The 16,973-nt window shown below is 64.1% G+C and carries 16 protein-coding genes; 12 read left to right on the forward strand and 4 right to left on the reverse strand.

All coding sequences use genetic code 11. From position 1 onward, the window contains the following. Positions 1–52: 52 nt before the first annotated feature. A complete protein-coding gene (locus HSR122_RS00375) occupies positions 53–775 on the reverse strand; it encodes a queuosine precursor transporter (protein WP_229110684.1) in 723 nt (240 codons plus the stop codon). Continuing rightward, a complete protein-coding gene (locus HSR122_RS00380) occupies positions 738–917 on the reverse strand; it encodes a ribbon-helix-helix domain-containing protein (RefSeq protein WP_229110685.1) in 180 nt (59 codons plus the stop codon). Before HSR122_RS00380 ends, HSR122_RS00375 begins: the two co-directional genes overlap by 38 nt. 128 nt (positions 918–1,045) lie before the next feature. Between HSR122_RS00380 and HSR122_RS00385 the strand changes: the two genes are divergently transcribed. Then, positions 1,046–1,507: a disulfide bond formation protein B gene (locus tag HSR122_RS00385; protein WP_229110686.1), complete on the forward strand. Its 462-nt coding sequence runs from the start codon at positions 1,046–1,048 to the stop codon at positions 1,505–1,507. Positions 1,508–1,686: 179 nt separating this feature from the next. Here HSR122_RS00385 and HSR122_RS00390 read toward each other — a convergent pair whose 3' ends face one another. After that, positions 1,687–3,885 carry a twin-arginine translocase subunit TatC gene (locus HSR122_RS00390; RefSeq protein ID WP_229110687.1) on the reverse strand — a complete coding sequence of 733 codons (2,199 nt, stop codon included), beginning with the start codon at positions 3,883–3,885 and terminating at the stop codon, positions 1,687–1,689. A gap of 131 nt (positions 3,886–4,016) precedes the next feature. Between HSR122_RS00390 and tatC the strand changes: the two genes are divergently transcribed. After that, positions 4,017–5,369, forward strand: coding sequence for a twin-arginine translocase subunit TatC (tatC, locus tag HSR122_RS14945; protein WP_324254644.1), 1,353 nt, complete (start codon positions 4,017–4,019; stop codon positions 5,367–5,369). Between the two features lie 22 nt (positions 5,370–5,391). Here the strand turns inward: tatC and HSR122_RS00400 are convergent, their stop codons facing one another. Further along, positions 5,392–5,604: a hypothetical protein gene (locus HSR122_RS00400; protein WP_229110688.1), complete on the reverse strand. Its 213-nt coding sequence runs from the start codon at positions 5,602–5,604 to the stop codon at positions 5,392–5,394. 93 nt (positions 5,605–5,697) lie between these two features. On the opposite strand from HSR122_RS00400, the gene HSR122_RS00405 reads away from it, so the two are divergent. The 10 genes from HSR122_RS00405 (at position 5,698) to HSR122_RS00445 (ending at position 16,967) form a co-directional block, all read left to right on the forward strand. Beyond that, positions 5,698–5,925, forward strand: coding sequence for a DUF7860 family protein (locus HSR122_RS00405; protein WP_229110689.1), 228 nt, complete (start codon positions 5,698–5,700; stop codon positions 5,923–5,925). An 81-nt stretch (positions 5,926–6,006) separates the two neighbouring features. Next, a complete protein-coding gene (locus tag HSR122_RS00410; RefSeq protein ID WP_229110690.1) occupies positions 6,007–6,432 on the forward strand; it encodes an HIT family protein in 426 nt (141 codons plus the stop codon). Between the two features lie 152 nt (positions 6,433–6,584). Further along, a complete protein-coding gene (locus HSR122_RS00415; protein WP_229110691.1) occupies positions 6,585–7,439 on the forward strand; it encodes a transcription initiation factor IIB in 855 nt (284 codons plus the stop codon). Positions 7,440–7,563: 124 nt separating this feature from the next. Next, positions 7,564–7,656 carry a hypothetical protein gene (locus HSR122_RS15090; protein WP_449404330.1) on the forward strand — a complete coding sequence of 31 codons (93 nt, stop codon included), beginning with the start codon at positions 7,564–7,566 and terminating at the stop codon, positions 7,654–7,656. Beyond that, positions 7,656–8,432 carry a DUF7089 family protein gene (locus tag HSR122_RS00420; protein ID WP_229110692.1) on the forward strand — a complete coding sequence of 259 codons (777 nt, stop codon included), beginning with the start codon at positions 7,656–7,658 and terminating at the stop codon, positions 8,430–8,432. The genes HSR122_RS15090 and HSR122_RS00420 overlap by 1 nt, the downstream gene beginning before the upstream one ends. Before the next feature lie 43 nt (positions 8,433–8,475). After that, positions 8,476–9,606: an HAD-IC family P-type ATPase gene (locus HSR122_RS00425; protein ID WP_324254659.1), complete on the forward strand. Its 1,131-nt coding sequence runs from the start codon at positions 8,476–8,478 to the stop codon at positions 9,604–9,606. A gap of 69 nt (positions 9,607–9,675) precedes the next feature. Continuing rightward, the gene (locus HSR122_RS00430; protein WP_229110693.1) at positions 9,676–12,048 is read left to right on the forward strand and encodes a DEAD/DEAH box helicase; all 2,373 of its coding nucleotides are present in this window, start codon (positions 9,676–9,678) and stop codon (positions 12,046–12,048) included. Between the two features lie 1,248 nt (positions 12,049–13,296). Continuing rightward, positions 13,297–15,447: a vWA domain-containing protein gene (locus tag HSR122_RS00435; RefSeq protein ID WP_229110694.1), complete on the forward strand. Its 2,151-nt coding sequence runs from the start codon at positions 13,297–13,299 to the stop codon at positions 15,445–15,447. A gap of 242 nt (positions 15,448–15,689) precedes the next feature. Beyond that, a complete protein-coding gene (locus tag HSR122_RS00440) occupies positions 15,690–16,481 on the forward strand; it encodes a hypothetical protein (RefSeq protein ID WP_229110695.1) in 792 nt (263 codons plus the stop codon). A gap of 3 nt (positions 16,482–16,484) precedes the next feature. Then, the gene (locus tag HSR122_RS00445; RefSeq protein WP_229110696.1) at positions 16,485–16,967 is read left to right on the forward strand and encodes a hypothetical protein; all 483 of its coding nucleotides are present in this window, start codon (positions 16,485–16,487) and stop codon (positions 16,965–16,967) included. Positions 16,968–16,973: the final 6 nt, after the last annotated feature.

Raw genomic sequence — 16,973 nt, forward strand, 5'->3', positions numbered from 1 at the left:
TTCCCGCAGGCTCGCTTCGCGAGCTGAGGAAACCCGAAGGAGGAAAAAGTGGTTAGAACGCCAGTGCCGTCGAGTTCTGCTCGCGCGAGCGGACGAGCCCGACGACGAGATAGACGAAGGGCGTGTCAAGCGCGGCGATGGCCAGTTTGAGGAGGTACTGCCCGACGATCAGCGAGAGGGCCGCTTCGAGCGGGACGCCCAGAAACAGGAAGAAGGCGATCCCGACGAAGAGCACCGTGTCGATGAGCTGGCTCGTCGCGGTCGAGCCGAGGTTGCGCAGCCAGAGGTGTTCGCCGTCGGTGGCGTCTCGAATCCGATGGAAGACGATCACGTCCCAGTTCTGACTGACAATGTAGGCGGCGAGGCTCCCGACGACGATGCCCGTCGAGGCCCCCAGGACATCCGCGAACTGGGCCTGCGAGACGCTCGACGCTTCAGTCGCGATCGGCGCGCCGATGGTGCTCCAGACCAGCGCCAGCAACACGAAGTTCATCGCGAACGCGACGTTGACCATCACCTGTGCTGCACGGCGGCCGTACAGCTCGGCGTAGCAGTCAGAGGCGAAGAAGGTCAGCGCGTAGGCCAGTGCCGCCCCCGGCAACAGTAGCGTCTCACCGGCGATCGGAATCGACACCGGCAACTCGAACGCCAGCACCTTCGCGGCGGTCACCTGCGCCGTCACGAGCGCCGTGACGAACAGCGCGAGCAGTGCGACCTGCGGAACTGCGAGCTGGGAACTATTCCTCAACATCGTCCAGACGGTCGTGGCGGGCATCTATTTCGTCGAGCAGGTCGAGCGTCTTCCGAACCGACGCGCGGATCGCCTCGCTCCGGTTGACGAACTTCCCGTCCTCGCCGACGTGTCTGTCCAGATCCTCCAGCAGCTCCTGTGGCACTTCGACGCTTATCTTTGGCATGCCCGAGTATTCTCCGAGGAATATTATATTCCTGTTGGATCGTCCGAACGGCGATGGATCGGAAGTAGCGTTTAAGAACGCCGGTATAGGAAATTTTATCCTGTTATCTCGGAGAGTGACACGTACGGATGGTCTGGCGAATCGACGCGCTCGATGCACCGCTCGAGGGAGTGCCCGTCGAGGACGGCCAGACGCTCATCGTCTGGTGCTGTGCGCTGATCGCCGCTGTCGCGACGGCGGGGAGTCTCTTCGTCAGCACGGTGCTGGCGATCGAACCGTGTCCGCTCTGCTGGTACCAGCGGATCGTGACGTTCCCGCTCGTCGCCGTCTTCGGCGTCGCCGCACTCGAACGCCGGGTGACGGTCTATCGGACGGCGCTCCCGCTCTCGATCGGTGGCGTCCTGATCGGGGCGTACCACTCGTGGCTTCAGTTCACCGCTTCTTCGACGGGGACGTGCGCCCTCGGCGGCGGGTGCTCGACGGTCCAGTACCGGCTCGAACCGATCGGGGCGACGTTGCCACAGCTCGGCCTGCTCTCGATGAGTCTGATCACCGCTCTTCTGGTGGTGCTCTGGGCTCGCTCCGAGTGATCGATCCCCGCGGCCACCTGTCGGGATGAGCGTAGCAATCCATAGCGGTCGCCCGGGAACGATGATCCGCTCTCCGATCGGCGACGCCAATCCCTCTCATAGTGACCGTTGTAAGTCTGTTCCGGATCGACCGCACGAAGCCGCGCGGTCGCACCGGTAAATCGTTACAACGGTCACTATCAGGCCGGCTCCTCGACGCTGGTGTTGCCACCGCCGCGACGGCCGCCCAGCGTGGTGAGCCACAGCACGGCCAGCCCGAAGTAGAACGCCAGCGCGATCGGAATCGCCACGAGCAACATCGTGAACATCCCGCTGGGGGTGACGAGCATGGCGAAGGTGAAGATTCCGATCGTCACCTCTCGCCAGCGACTCCACATCGCCTCGAAGGAGACGAGCCCGCCGAAGTGAAACAGGAACATCGACACCGGGACCTCCGCCAGCAGGCCGATCCCGATCGTCGTGTAGACGATCATCCAGGCGTAGTACTTGATCCGGTAGGCGATGATCATGTTCGCACCCAGCGCGTCCTGGGCCAGCCAGGAGATGATCGCCGGCGCGACCAGCGTATATCCGATGGCGCTGCCGATCCCGATCCCGACGAACAGCGACCCGCCCCAGACGAGCAACACGCGCTTGTCACCCGTGACCAGCCCCCGCTCCCGGAGTGCCGGCCAGGCGTAATACAGGATCAGCGGCAGCGTCACGAGCGCGGCGACTAGCGTACTGAACTTGATCTCGAAGATCAGGTGCTCGACGGGGTGTAACGCGACCGGCTGGACCTGTTCGGCGCTCATCCCGGCTGGCAGCCGCGCGAGGAAGTCGGCGTTGATGTCCTTGATCCCGCGCTGGTAGAGATAGAAGAACAGCCCGCCGAGCACGACCATGAACAGCCCGACGATCCGGAACGCCTTCGAGGTCAGCGAGTCCAGGATGAACGCGATGTCGTAGTAGTACCCACCGATGTCGTCTTCGGTCGTCTCCTCCTCGGTGAACGCGTCGACCATGCCCGCCGTCGTCTCGGTGACGACGTCCGAGTCCGCTTGCTCGTCGGGCGTCCCGCTTTCGCCGGCGTCGGCCGGCGCGTCTTCGCCGGCCGGTTCGGTCTCCGACTGGCCCGATCGCTCCTGAGCCTCGTCGAATTTCTCCAGCAGCGCCTCCGCACGTTCGGGCTCGTCGTCTTCCAGCGCCCCGGAGGCGATACCCATCAGTTCGTCCTCGCTCATCTCCTCGAACGGCTCCAGCGGGGCCGCCCGGACGCCTGCAGCGTCGAGTTCGCTGACGTCCAGTTCGGCGGGATCACCGACGCTCGCGGCCGTTGCCGGATCGAGCGTCGTCAGCTCGCGGGCGATCGTCCGATAGAAGACGACTAGTGCGACTACGGTCCCGATCGCCGTCCCCGCAAGAACCCCGACCGCCTGCCGGGAGAGGCCGGTCGATTCCGGCAGCGGCGTCAGCGTCGGCCACAGCGACGACGCACCGAACACGTCGTTCAGCGTCGCCAGTCCGCCGGTCGAGAAGAAGACGTACACCAGCAGAAACGCCAGCAGCGCCGTGCCCGCGATCCGGTTCCAGTTCCGTCTGGCTATCGCGGCGAACTCGAACTGTTCGCTGCTGCGCTTGACCGTCACGATGATCCGGGTGAACTTCAGACTGCCCGCATACAGCGCCACCAGCGGCGTCGCCCACATTAACTGGGTCAACGGGTCGGGCGGGGTGAACAGCGCCCCGCCGGCGTACAGCCCGACGATCGCGTGCTTCCAGTAATCACGGAACGTCTCGTAGGGGACGATCTCGGCGTACGCCAGCGTACTCATCACCAGCGGCAACTGGGCGGCGATCCCGAACGACAGCGACAACAGCACGATGAACTCCATCCACTTGGTGATCGAATAGGTCGGTTCGAACCCGGAGTTGGTCGCCGTGCTGATGAGGAAATCGAACATCAGCGGGAAGAAAAACAGGTAGGCGTACGCGATGCCGAGCGCGAACAGCGTCAGGACGCCCCCGACCAGCAGCGCGAACTTCCACCTGGCCAGCGGCACCTTCGGGAGCCAGCCGCGCCGCCGGAGTTCGTCCCGCGAGAGATACAGCAGCACGGGCACAGAGACGATCGCACCGACGATCAGTCCGATCTTGAACTGCAGGAGAATGACTTCGAACGGAGTGATCGTGACGACCTCGGCCTGTTCGGTGATCAGATCCCGCTTGAGCGCGTCCCAGATGTAGTTCTGCAACGCCAGAATCGTCCCGACGAGCGTGATGACGAAGACGACGAAGACGACCTGCAAGTGCCGCTGCACTGTCTTGAGTGCCGCTCCGAGCGCTTCCCGACCGCCAGCGATCGTCCGACGGGTGTCTTCGTCGATTGCGCCGGCCATAGCTCTTCGGGAACGTTTGCCGACTCGTTGTTATCAATTTATTCATCGACGACGAGTACCGCCGGACTCGTCCCCGGTTCGCTGTGCAGAAAAGAAGGCTTACAATAGCCGGGGACAAACCGCCGCCCACTATGGGCGAGGGCGAAACGAGCGGTGCGGACGTCCCCGGTGAGGAGCCGACGCCGCCGTCCGAGCCCTACGACTCCGACCCGCGAGCGTACGAGCCCGAACCCGATCAGCCGGGCAGTCTCGAGGGAGCACCCGACGACGAGGAACTCCCGCTGACCGCGCACATCGAGGAGATGTTCAGTCGGCTGCTTCGCGTGCTCGTCGTGATGGCCGTCGTCAGCGGTATCGTCTTTCCGTTCTCGGAGTGGCTCATCAACTTCCTGTGGTACTCGTATATCGGTCCGGCGTCGGCCGACGTGTGTACGCAGGCCGCCGACGTGGCCCAGAGCAGTGCCTGTCCCCGGGTGTACCACCCGCTCGGGCTCATCCTTGCGCGGCTGAAGGTCGCGACGCTCGCGGGCTTTGTCGCCGCACTGCCGGTGCTCGTCTACGAGAGCTACCTGTTCATGCGCCCGGGTCTGTACCCTCACGAGCGCCGGTACTACCTGGCTTCGGTGCCGACGAGCCTGCTTCTGGCGTTCGTCGGGCTCCTGTTCGCCCATATCATCGTCCTCCCGGCGATCTTCACGTACTTCCTGTTCTACTCGGAGGGGGCCGCCGAGATCGCGTTCAGCCTCGGTCAGACGTTCGAACTGATGGTGTTGATGCTCGGCTTTTTCGCCTTCGTCTTCCAGATCCCGCTTTTCATCATGCTCGCGATCATGATGGGCGTCACTTCCCGGCGCTGGCTGGCCGACAAGCGGCTGTACTTCTGGGCCGGCTTCGCGACGGTGGCGTTCATCTTCAACCCCGACCCGACCGGGATGGCACCGTTCATCGTCACGGCCACGATGATCGTGCTGTTCGAGGGCACGCTCGCACTGCTGTACTGGACCGGCGACGGCTCGCTCGCGCCGACGCTTGAGAATGCTACGGCCGCCCGGCCGTACGTCTGGGGGACGACCGCGCTCGTCGGCTACCTGCTCAGTTCGTTCCCGATGCCTGGCAGCTACTTCGGCGCGATCCCGGCTTCGGTTTTCGATGCGCTCGACAGCATCGGGGTACTCGGCTACCTCCCGGTGCTCGTCGCACTCGCGATCGTCGGCCTCTTCGAGGGGACGCTGTTCGCGCTCAAGCGGCGGGCGACTCGGCGCAGCTTCCGCGCGTACCTGCGACTCCGCAGCGTCCGGATTCCCGTCCTGCTCGGCGCGATCGCGCTCGGTTACTTCGCCAATCCCGACCCGCCGCTGGTCAGCGAGGCCGAATCGATCGCGCTTCCCACGGTCGAGGTCGCAGCGATCGTCGTCTCGGTGATCGGGCTGTACGAACTCGGACTGGCGATCTGGCGCTGGCGACGACCTGATCGCCGGTCGTGACAAAATAACTAGACTGGTCTCGTCAGACTGTCAGTACGCTCTTCTCTCGGGCCAGCTTGAATCCGGCGTACAGCGCCACGAGTCCGATCGCGGCCATCCACAGCCCGACCGCCGTCTCGCCGCCCGAGATCGTCTCCATGCTCGCCGTCTCGGCGAGGACGCCCACGACGGTCAGTCCGCCGGCGAGAACCGTGTACAACAGCTCCGGTACCGTCTCGGTGATACTTTCGATCATATTCAGTCCTCCCCCAGTGGTCATTATCACTCTTTCCATCTCGTCGCCCGCGGAGTAGAAACACTTTTGAGGGTTTCTCGTCGCCGAACGAGTATGGGACGATACGGAGACCTCGACTACTCGAAACTGACCCGGCGCGGATTCGCCCTCGGCGTCGGCCTGCTCGTCGTCGGCCTGCTCGGGGAAGCCCTCGGGCCCGCCGTCGTCGGATCGATGCCCGCATGGGGACACACGCTGTTTCTCGACCTCGAAATCCTGGGTATCGTTGTCGGACTGTTCGCGCCGCTGACGTTCGGTATTGCGCTGCCGCTGACCGAGTGACTGACGCTCGGCCGTTCGTCCGCTCGGGGCGGCAGTCACCCACGCCGAACCATTATTTTGCTCGCCCTCACAGACATGCACATGAGCGAGGACTGCATCTTCTGTGGTATCGTCGACGGCGAGATCCCCGGCCGAACCGTTTACGAGGACGACGCGGCGCTGGCGTTTCTCGACGCCAACCCCCTGACGATGGGACACACGCTGGTCGTCCCGAAAACTCACTACGAGCGCCTCGAGGACATCCCCGCCGGGGAGGCGACTGACTTCTACGCGGCGTTGCACGAGGTCGTCCCCGCGGTTGAGGACGCCGTGGACGCGCCTGCCGCCACCGTCGCGTTCAACAACGGCGAGGCCGCCGGCCAGGAGGTGCCGCACGTCCACGCCCACGTGATCCCGCGCTCGGAGGGCGACGGGGCCGGGCCGATCCACGTGCTCTTCGAGTCCCGACTCGACCCCACGGACCCGGAACTCGACGACGTCGCCGACGCGATCGCCGACCGGCTCTGACTGAGAGTGACCGTTGTACCGATTTGCCGGTACAGCCGCACGACGGCGTGCGTCCGATCCGGGACAGACGTATAGCGGTCACTTTGAGAGTGTGTCCCCTGTCGACACACCGCTACCGAGACTTAAGTAGATCCTTCGACCGAATCAGACTGATGCACGCGAGCGGTGAGCAGCTGTGCCCGGAGTGTCGGGGGACACTCCGGACGGGGGAACAGGAGACGGTCTGTACCGACTGCGGGCTCGTCGTCGAGACCGACCGGATCGACCGCGGGCCGGAGTGGCGGTCGTTCGACGAGGACGAGCGCGACCGCACGGGCGCGCCATTGACGCCCGCCCGTCACGACATGGGCCTCTCGACCGAGATCGGTCGCGACCGCAACGCACCGGCGAAAAAGCGACGCCGATTTGCGCGGCTTCGCACCCAGCACCACCGGGCGAACGCGCCCTCAAAAGTCGCGCGAAACCGCCGGGAGGCGTTCATCGAGATCCGGCGGATGGTCGGCCGGTTATCGCTGCCCGACCCGATCCGCGACCGGGCGTGTGTCCTCTTCGCCAGCGCCCAGGAGGACGATCTCCTCCGCGGGCGCTCGATCGAGGGGATCGCAACGGCGGCGCTGTACGCGATCTGTCGGATCGCGGGCGTCTCACGAACGCTCGCGGAGGTCGCGGCGGTCTCGCGGGTCGATCGCGGCCGGCTCAAGAACTGCTACGGCGTGCTCAACCGCGCGTTCGACCTCGAGACCGGGCCGATCGATCCCGCGGAGTACCTGCCGCGGTTCGCGAGCGAACTCGGTCTCGAAACCAATGTCGAACGGCGGGCGCGCGAACTGGCCGCCCGGGCCGCCGACGAGGGGATCACGAGCGGACGCAACCCGGCCGGGGTGGCCGCGGCTTGCCTGTACACGGCCGCCCGCGAGTCGGACGTCTCGCTCACTCAGCGCGAGGCCGCCGACGTGGCCGACGTCGCGGCGGCGACGCTCAGAGACACCTACCACCAGTTGCGGTGACGCGGCCCACGAGACACCCGCTCCTTCGGGGGCGTACTTTCGCGCCCGCCACCGCGGGGGTGTGTCACAGTGGACGCTCGGCGTCTGCGGTGCGTTTAACTCGCCTGCCCTAGAACGACGGGGCATGAGCACAGCGACGAAAATCGTTCTCGGAACCGTCGGGCTGTCGGCACTGCTGGCCGTCGCCCTGATCGTCAACACCGCCCTGGCAGCCTGATGTTCGCCGAACGATCGCTTCCCGACGCCGTCGATCGTATCCGCGCCACTCACGCACCCGACGCGCTCGTGCTGGACGTCGAGCGGGACTTCGAGACGCTCCCGCCGGCGAGCGCCGAACAGCTCGGGCTGTTCGTCGATTCGCTGGACCCGGTGAGCTATCCCCGCTCGTGGCTGCCGGCCGACGCTCCGGAACTGCTCGTCGAATACGCCAGCGACACGTTCACCGTCGGCGCACCGGGCGACGGCGGTGTCGCCTGGACGCGCCAGACCGACCCGCCCGTGGTGCTGGTCAAGCCGCGGCTGTCGGGCTCGCCGGAGGCGTTCGTTCAGTTCCTGCTCGCCGAAGCGCTGGTGCAGGTCGGACTCGACGTGCCCGAGCAGTTCCTCGGCTTCTTCGAGGACGGCTACCGCGAGTTCGCGTCGGCCGTCGCCGGACGGCTCGACCCCGCCGACACCTACCAGCTCGCGGCCGCGCTCTACGAGGGGTATCTCGGCTTGCACACCCGACCCGTCTTCGCCGACTGGGCCGACGGACACGCACGGCTCCACGACGCCTGGGTCGACGCCGGCGAGCGTCTCCAGCCGCGGCTGTCCTCGCTGACTTCGGATGTCGCAAGCGGCCGGACTAACTTCGGTGACGCCGCCGAACTGGCCTGCAGCGCGATCAAACACGACCTCGAGCTGCCGACGCCGTTCGGGGCGCTGAACACCAGTGCCTACCGCGAGCACGGGGCCGACTACGCGCTGAAGTGGGCCGAAAAGACGCTGGAGTGACGGGAACCTGACGGATACCGAGGAGCCGAGCGGACTGACGTTCCTGGGGTTCGCGGGCCTGATCGATCCGCCGCGAGCGGGCGTCTCGGAGGCGATCGAGGCGTGCTCTCGTGCCGGCATCGACGTCAAGATGGTCACCGGGGATCACGCCGCGACTGCGAGAGCCATCTCCGAACAGGTCGGGATCGACTCCGACCGCGTGCTCACGGGCGAGGTGGTGGCTTCGCTCTCCGACGACGAACTGACTGCACGCCTCCGGGAGACGGCCGTCTTCGCTCGCATCACCCCGGCGCAGAAACTCCGGATCGTCTCGTTACTCCAGGCCGACGGCGAGATCGTGGCCGTCACCGGAGACGGGGTGAACGACGCACCGGCGCTGAAGGCTGCTCACATCGGTGCTGCGATGGGGATATCCGGCACTGACGTCGCGAAGGAGGCCAGCGAGATGGTCCTCACGGACGATAATTTCGCCACGGTGTACGCCGCCGTCGAAGAGGGCCGGACCGTCTTCTCGAACATCCGCAAGGCGACGATGTTCCTCCTCGCGACCGGCGTCGCGCTCGTGCTGGCGATTCTCGCTGCATTCTCCCTCGCCGTCGCGGGCGTGCTTCCGCGCGGCGAGACCGGGCTCTTCCCGCTGCTGCTCTTGCCTGCACAGGCGCTGTGGCTGAACGTCGTCAACAACGGCATTCAGGACGTCGCGCTCGCGTTCGAGCCGGGCGAGCGCGAACAGTTCGAACGGCCACCCCATCGGCACGACGAGGGGTTGCTCTCGCAGCAGCTCCTCGAGCGAACCGTCATCGTCGGGGTCTGGCTCGCGGCCCTCGCACTCGCCGTCTTCTGGTACGAGTTCACGAACGGGGCGGCGCTCGGATACGCCCAGACGGCCGCCCTGTCGACGATGGTCGTGTCGATGGCGCTGTTTCTCGGGACGTGTCGCTCCGAGTCGCGCTCCGTGCTCGAGAAGAGCCCGGTCTCGAATCCGCTCCTCTTCGCCGGGACGCTCACGGCACTGGCCGTGCATCTGCTCGCGATCCACGCCGCCCCGACGCAACTACTGCTCGGTGTCGAGCCGATCGCGGTCGACACGTGGATCCGCATCCTCGTTCTGTCACCGACAGTGGTACTTGTCGCCGAAACGCACAAGCGCTGGCGCACGTCCTCCCGGCCGTGACAGCGACGGGTCACGTCCGGACCCGGAGTTCTCCGTAAGCACTATGCCCGCAGCCACCTCGGTTCCGGTGTGGCCTCTCACGCAGACAGCGAGACCGAACTCCCCGTCTCCGAGGTGCTCCCGGAGTTCGCCGACGCCTTTCCCTTCGAGCGGTTCAACCGGATGCAGACCGAGACGCTGCCGGCGCTGCTGGAGCGTTCGGACAACGTCGTCGTGAGCGCGCCGACCGCCAGCGGCAAGACCGCCATCGCCGAGGTCGCGATCAGCGAGACGATCCGGGCCGGCGGGACCGCGCTCTTTATCGCTCCGCTTCGCGCGCTCACCAACGAGAAAGAGCGCGAGTGGGAGCGCTTCGAGGAACTGGGCTATTCGGTGTACGTCGTCACCGGCGAGCGCGACCTCAATCCGCGCCGGGCCGAGCGCGCGGACGTGCTCGTGATGACTCCCGAGAAGGCCGACTCCGCCACGCGCAAGCACGACACGCCGCGGTACTCCTTTATTACCGACATCGATACTTGCGTCATCGACGAGGTACACCTGCTCGACTCCGAGCGCCGTGGGTCGGTGCTCGAGGTGACGATCTCGCGGTTCCGGCGGCTCTGTGACCCCCGGATCGTCGCGCTGTCGGCGACGATGCCCAACGTCGAGGACGTGGCCGACTGGCTCGACGCCCCGCCGGAGACGACCTTCGAGTTCGGTGAGTCCTACCGGCCGGTCCCGCTCAACGCCGACGTCAAGACCTACACGCACGGCGACAACGCCTTCGCCGACAAGTACCGCCGGCTCTATCGCGCGATGGACCTCGTCGAACCCCATCTCGAGGACGACGGGCAGGCGCTGGTCTTCGTCTCCTCGCGGCAGGACACCGTCCAGGCCGCCAAGAAGGCCCGCGACGAACTGGTCGAACGCGATGTCCCGATGGGCGCGCGCGGCGACTACGACTTCCACAACGACGCCGCCGAGCTGAGTAACGACACGCTCCGCCAGTCGGTGCTGGACGGCGTCGCCTTCCACCACGCCGGCCTCTCACGGGACGACAAGAACCGCGTCGAGCGGTGGTTCCGCGAGGGGAAGATCCAGTTGCTGTTCTCGACGTCGACGCTCGCCTGGGGCGTGAACCTGCCCGCCCGCTGTGTCGTGATCCGGGATACGAAGTACCACGATCCACTCGAAGGCGAGGTCGACATGAGTCCCCTCGACGTCCTCCAGATGCTCGGGCGAGCGGGCCGGCCCGGCTACGACGACACCGGCTACGCCTGGGTGATCGCCGACCGGGGCGAGGCCGACAAGTACCGGCGGCTGCTGCGGGACGGCAAGGACATCGAGTCTCGGCTGGCCGAGGACCTCGAGTCCCACCTCAACGCCGAGATCGCGATGGGGACGATCGACGACCTGGAGGACGTGCTCTCGTGGCTGGAGACGACCTTCTATCACGTCCGGGCCGGGAGCGCCCCCGAGCAGTACGCCAGCGCCGGGGACTTCCGCGAGCACGCCTCGCGGACGCTGCGCGGGCTGGTCGATCGCGGCTTCATCGAGATGGACGCGGACCTCTCTGTCGACGCGACGGCGCTGGGGCGGCTCGCCTCGAAGTTCTACCTGCGGCTCGACACCGCCCGGTCGTTCGCGGACCTGGCCGAAGCGGCCGACGAACTGACCGACGACGCCGTCCTCAGAGCCGTCGCCCAGGCCGGCGCCTTCGACAGCGTCTCGGCCCGACAGGACGAGGAAGACGCCGTCGAGGCGGTACTGGGCGGTCGCGGCGAGTCGCTCGATCCCGGCCCGCGAAAGGTGTATGCGATCCTTCGGTCGGGGATGAACGGCACCGTCCCCTCGGAGCTGAAAAGCGACGCCTGGGTGATCCGCCAGAACGCGCTTCGCCTGCTGGCCGCGCTGCGGGCGTTTCTCGATCGGTTCGCGGGCGCTCGCGAGGCGAACCTGGCCCGCCGGGTCGAGGCCCGCGTCGAGCACGGCCTCAGCGAAGGTGCGGTCGGGCTGACGGCGATCGACGGCGTCGGGTCCGGTCGGGCGAAAACGCTTGCGACCGCGGGCTTCGCGACGCCGACCGACGTGGTTGACGCCGACCGCGACGAACTGGTCGCCGCCGGCCTGAGCGACGGCGTCGCCGAACGGATCCAGGAACACGCCGGGGACCTCCCCCGGGTCGTCGTCGAGTGGGGATCGTTCCCCGAGACGATCGCCCGCGGCGACAACAGCATGCAGGAAGTCACCGTCCGCAACGTCGCCGGCGGTGCCCGCGCCGGCGTCCGGGTCACGGTCAACGGCGTCGAGATGACTGCCACCGACTGCTATCTCGGCGAGACGACGCTCCCCGTCGGTGTCTTCGGTGGCGACGCGGACGAACTCACGTTTCGGGTAGAGGTCGCTTATCCTGAACTCCCGCTGGAGCCGGTCGTCGAAACCCGGTCCGTCAGCGTTTCGTAGGCTGTTATTCCACTGATTTATGACCAGATTGGATAACAAGTATTAAATACTAGTCCTGAAAATCCGCGCATATGGGTGGGGATCGAAGCAATTCGATCGCTGTCGTACTGGCAGCGATACTTGTCGTCTCCGCGATAACGACGCCAGTTCTGGCAAGCGGTATTGGTAACAGCTCACGCGATCTCTCCAAACAGGATCCTGCTAGTGTCACTGTGCTGGATGACGTGTCGAGCAGCCAGTCGAACGCAGGCCACGGACCGCCCGGCCACAACCGGGCTCGAGACCCGTCGAACGTTTCCGTTCCAGATATCCCGACTAACAACTCGATTCAGTCGCTGATACTTGCTCGGGATCGTGCATTAGCGCTCGCAGACGAGCACGACAAGTCTGCATCCGAGTTCGAACGGGTCGCAGACCTGACAAACGAATCAATCGAGGAGTATCGACAGTTCGATCGAATCGATTCACGCGCCGCTTTCGTGACCGGGATTCGGGCTCAGCGTGCGCTATCGAAGCTAGCCAAGCACAGCGACGAGGACGCGATCGAGAACGTCAGCAAACCGCTTTTCGAAGCGTACAACCGGAGCAGTCGCATCGCCGTCCTCGACGCTTCCCATGCCGTTGCTGTCTACGAATCGGAGTTCCGAAATCCGGGTCAGCGTCAACGAGTCGAGAGACTCGATAAAACGGCGTGTACAGACACTCACGCAGCTGCGGAACGCCTGGAAACACGCCGATAGAACGCTCGATGCAATCGAAGCCAATACACAGCCGACGCTTACCCTTTCTCACAGGCGCGCTTTCGAGCACAACGGGACGGTCGTCGTTCCGCTCCGCGTGACCGTCCGTGACGTTCGGCCTTTCGAGTACGACAACGCGACTGTTAACGTGTCGCAGGAATCTGTCGATCCGGGGTCCGTGTCGCTTCGGTCACCCGAATCACCGGCAACTGCCGCAACCGGATCCACACTGTTGCGGTTCGAAAACCTGACACAGAATGCCACTGTCACCGCTTTGGCTCCTTCGGCACACGACGATGAACGTAGCGTCACTGTCACGCGAACGCTGAATCTCAGTAATATCGAGGTACTCCGGACATCGCCTGCGCCGGACGAGCACCGAAACGTCTCGATCACTGACGACAGTTCAGGCGTTACGGTCGAAGCCAGCGGAGAGGGGCTCAGCCGTGGATCGCTGCGGATCGAAGACGAGACACCGGCGTCGAACTCGTCGTATCGTGCAGGTCCGATGGTCCGTATCGAAAGCGAACGGCCAATCGAGAACGCAACTGTCCACGTCCCGATTACTGGCGACGTTTCCCCTGAAAGTAACCTCTCGGTATACACCTGGGACCCGACGAGTGTGGAGCCGTGGACCGCTGTCGAGACGGATATCGACCCTGATGCGGGCATTGCCACGGCCGAGGTCGATCACTTCTCGTACTTCTCGGTGTTCCGGGTCGAGGCATGGAACGACACCACAAGTGATACGATCTCGCTGGAAGACGAGCACGTTGAGGGGAACCTCACTGGAAACGTCAGCACTGGCGATCCGCTGAAGGCGGAGTTCGCGTTCGTCATCGATACCAGTGGGAGCATGGGCGGTGAGCGGATCCGGTACGCGAGAGACGCCGCCAGGCGTTTCGTCGGTGCACTCTTCGAGGACGAACGTGCTGGACTCGCGACCTTCGACGATCACGGTCGATTGGTCGCCGGTCTCACGACCGGTCACGCCGCGCTTAATCGCACTCTCTCCTCGCTCGGAACTGGCGGTTCGACGAACACCGGCGGCGGTTTGCAGGCTGGGATCGACGAGCTCACGACCAATGGATGGGACAACCGGTCGAAGGAGATGCTCCTCCTGGCTGACGGAGGAACGAACACCGGGCCGAACCCGGTGAGCGTCGCCGAAACTGCCGCTGAGCACAATATCACCGTCAACACTGTCGGCGTTGGCTCCGGCATCGACGAGAACGAGTTACGGTCGATCGCCGGCGCGACGGGCGGGGACTTTTATCACGTCCAGTCCGCTGAAGACCTCCCCGAAACGTTCGAACGAGTCGCGGAGAACCGCAGCATCTCTCTCAAGGACTCGGATGGAGACAGCATTCCCGACGCCGTCGAGCAGATGGATCTGCGGATGCCGACCGGTGGTCCAGGCGTCGTCGGCGAACCGTTACATCTCGATCCGTTCGCGAAGGATACGTCGGGTAACGGGATCTGGGACAACGACACCGTCGACGTGGAGTACCGGGTCGTCGGGGACGACAACGAGACGAAACTCCACGCACAGGTCACGGACGCGAAATCGCACCCGGCCCGACTCGACACGACCGGAAACGGCCTACCAGACCGCGAGCAGATCGAGGGGTGGGAGATCCAGTATACACCGGATCGCGAGCACACCCGGACGCTTATGGAAGATCTGGCGGACGCAGAGGACTTCTCCGAACTCGACGATCCGGAGGCGTACTTCGAGATCGAGACCGGCGCGGCGAATCCGCTGGTCGAAGATACCGATGGCGACGGCCTTACCGACCTCGAAGAGCGCCAACTCGGGACCAACCCGAGTGTGGGAGATACGACGGGTGACGGCATTTCTGACAGTCGCGCAGTCAGTGGTGACGCCGATCCGACGCTGTACGACATCACGCCGCCGGAACTCGACGTCTACTACGTGGCCTGGGAGAAGCAACCGTGGAGTTTCGACACTGACTACGAGGTCCAGTTCGCTGCTGAGGATCCGGCCGGACTCGGGAGCGCGACGGTGTTGCGTGGCGGCGACACGGAGACGAACCACCACCTGACGGGGCGGCACGATTCCGTCACGAGCGAGTTCACGACCGGGGCCTTCGATACGGTCACGGACTTCTACTCCGGGACCTCGATCACGGTCGAGGCGTCCGACCGGAACGACAATACGGCCAAAGCGCTCGCGATTCAGCGCCACGATGTCTTCGGTCAGGTCGCCACGAAACTCTCGGCAGAGGGAATCGTGGGTTACGAACAGACCAAATCGCTGGGGACGCTGTCGGGGCTCTCGACTGGTGGTGTCGAGACCGCTGAGATGTTGCAGGCGATGGTGACCGATCCGGTCGGCTATCTCAAGACGACCGCGCAGGTCGTCTCGCAGCTCGATGAGATGGACGAACTCATCCGGCAGTTGCCGGCCTCGGTCGAGACCCAACAGAAGCGTAACAACCCTCACGAGGAGGGGACGCAGGCCTATCGGGCCTACCGTCAGGGCTGGTACGAAGGCTATCTCGGATATCTGGTGCTAGAGACGGCCCTGCCCAGTGGCCAACTCGGGAAGGCCGCCAAGAGCTCGAGCAAATTCCAGCGTGCGGTCCAGACCCTGGACAAGGCCGGGCGACTCATACTGCCGGCTGTAAGTTCGTAAAGATATTCGCCACCCGGGGTGGCGAATTCCTTCAGTGTGTTACAGCCGGCAGTATCAGCAAGGCCGCCAAGTATGCGGCCAAGACTGCCGACACGGCGAAAGCGCCGGTCAGATACACGGGCTATCAACTCTCGCGGGGGTTAGCCGCGACGAAGACGATTGGCCAGCAGACGGGTCGGCACCTGCTCGAGGGTGCGAGGACGACCGCGAAGCAAGTTCGATGGGCACGCCACACCAGGCGGATGGACGCAGCGACGGCTCGACTGGCTGCTGACGGCGGGGCTGATTTCCGACGGGGCGTGTACCGGGCGGCCGACAGTGAGGCGATCGACTCCTTCGACCAGATCGACGACGCGGTTCGGAAGATCGACGAGTTGGACGGGCCTGCGAACCGCCGGGCGAAGTTGTTGGTTTACGAGACCGACGGGCCCGGTGTCAAGTTGGTCGACGACATGGACAGGGCCGACCTTCGAACGCTATTCCAGAGTGTCGAATCGCGAGACACGCTGGCGAGACTCTCTCGACAATTCGACGCCGGGACCGTCGAGAGTCGGCACCTCGATGAAATCACCGATCTGCTGGACAGTGGCGACATGGACGGAGCTGATCTGGGTCGGTTCTCCCAGATACTCGATCAGCGCGACAGCGATCCAATGATCGATTCAGAGGTTGGCGCCGATGATCTACTGACGGCCGTTCGAAAGAACTCAGATCTCAGTGATACCAGATTCACTCTAAAAGATCAAAAGAGTAGGGTCCGGTGGCTAGAAGACGGGAATTCTCAAGCTGGCTGGAAACATATCTTGCAACGTCACGAAAATCAGTTCTACGATCTGCCAGGGATTTCGACTCGAGACGACATACAACACTTGGTTTACCGAACTATAAAGGAGGGAAAAGCCTATCCTGACCCTGATGAGGGAACCGTCTACATCATGAATGTTGGTAGCGACTCGAAAGTGATGGTTTTAGTGGGTGGCAACGGATACGTTGTGACGGCTAGACCAGGAACGCCAAGTTGGTTCGAAAAATAGACCATGGGTCGAGAATGCACACTTGAGGTAGAGATCCTTGGAATCGACTCCGAGGCCGAATATCAGGGTCGAGTGTACGACCAGACCGTTAGTCTCCGTCCGACAACTGAGAACCTAAGCGTTGAATATATCAGAGTATTAGATTCGGGTTCACCACTGCAAGTGACCGAAGATATGATCGGACAAATTTGTAATGTCAAACTTTTGATCAACCCTGAAAGGGAGATCTCTATAGAGCAGATCTCCGATCCGGATATCATGGAACTTGCGGACCCACTATCAAAATGGAGTTACCGGTTTATGGGGACGGTCCCGGAATTCGACACAGATCGAGAGATTCTACAGTTGGACATCGGAGACGGATGTGTGATTATCGATCTAAACGATTCGATACGGGAATTGATCAAGGGGAGAAATGGTCTCCCGAATGGGAAGTTCGCGGTTTCGGCAGCTAGAACTGACTTAATTGATATCGAGATAGCGTAGTTCGAT

The organism is Halapricum desulfuricans (genome assembly GCF_017094525.1).
Lineage (GTDB): Archaea > Halobacteriota > Halobacteria > Halobacteriales > Haloarculaceae > Halapricum > Halapricum desulfuricans.

Coding starts and splice junctions, on each gene's coding strand:
- HSR122_RS00400 (WP_229110688.1), bottom strand. CDS start 5,604: ATGATCGAAAGTATCACCGAGACGGTACCGGAGCTGTTGTACACGGTT.
- tatC (WP_324254644.1), top strand. CDS start 4,017: ATGGGCGAGGGCGAAACGAGCGGTGCGGACGTCCCCGGTGAGGAGCCG.
- HSR122_RS00375 (WP_229110684.1), bottom strand. CDS start 775: ATGCCCGCCACGACCGTCTGGACGATGTTGAGGAATAGTTCCCAGCTC.
- HSR122_RS00435 (WP_229110694.1), top strand. CDS start 13,297: ATGGTCCGTATCGAAAGCGAACGGCCAATCGAGAACGCAACTGTCCAC.
- HSR122_RS00415 (WP_229110691.1), top strand. CDS start 6,585: ATGCACGCGAGCGGTGAGCAGCTGTGCCCGGAGTGTCGGGGGACACTC.
- HSR122_RS00390 (WP_229110687.1), bottom strand. CDS start 3,885: ATGGCCGGCGCAATCGACGAAGACACCCGTCGGACGATCGCTGGCGGT.
- HSR122_RS00440 (WP_229110695.1), top strand. CDS start 15,690: ATGGACGCAGCGACGGCTCGACTGGCTGCTGACGGCGGGGCTGATTTC.
- HSR122_RS15090 (WP_449404330.1), top strand. CDS start 7,564: ATGAGCACAGCGACGAAAATCGTTCTCGGAACCGTCGGGCTGTCGGCA.
- HSR122_RS00405 (WP_229110689.1), top strand. CDS start 5,698: ATGGGACGATACGGAGACCTCGACTACTCGAAACTGACCCGGCGCGGA.
- HSR122_RS00380 (WP_229110685.1), bottom strand. CDS start 917: ATGCCAAAGATAAGCGTCGAAGTGCCACAGGAGCTGCTGGAGGATCTG.
- HSR122_RS00410 (WP_229110690.1), top strand. CDS start 6,007: ATGAGCGAGGACTGCATCTTCTGTGGTATCGTCGACGGCGAGATCCCC.
- HSR122_RS00385 (WP_229110686.1), top strand. CDS start 1,046: ATGGTCTGGCGAATCGACGCGCTCGATGCACCGCTCGAGGGAGTGCCC.
- HSR122_RS00420 (WP_229110692.1), top strand. CDS start 7,656: ATGTTCGCCGAACGATCGCTTCCCGACGCCGTCGATCGTATCCGCGCC.
- HSR122_RS00445 (WP_229110696.1), top strand. CDS start 16,485: ATGGGTCGAGAATGCACACTTGAGGTAGAGATCCTTGGAATCGACTCC.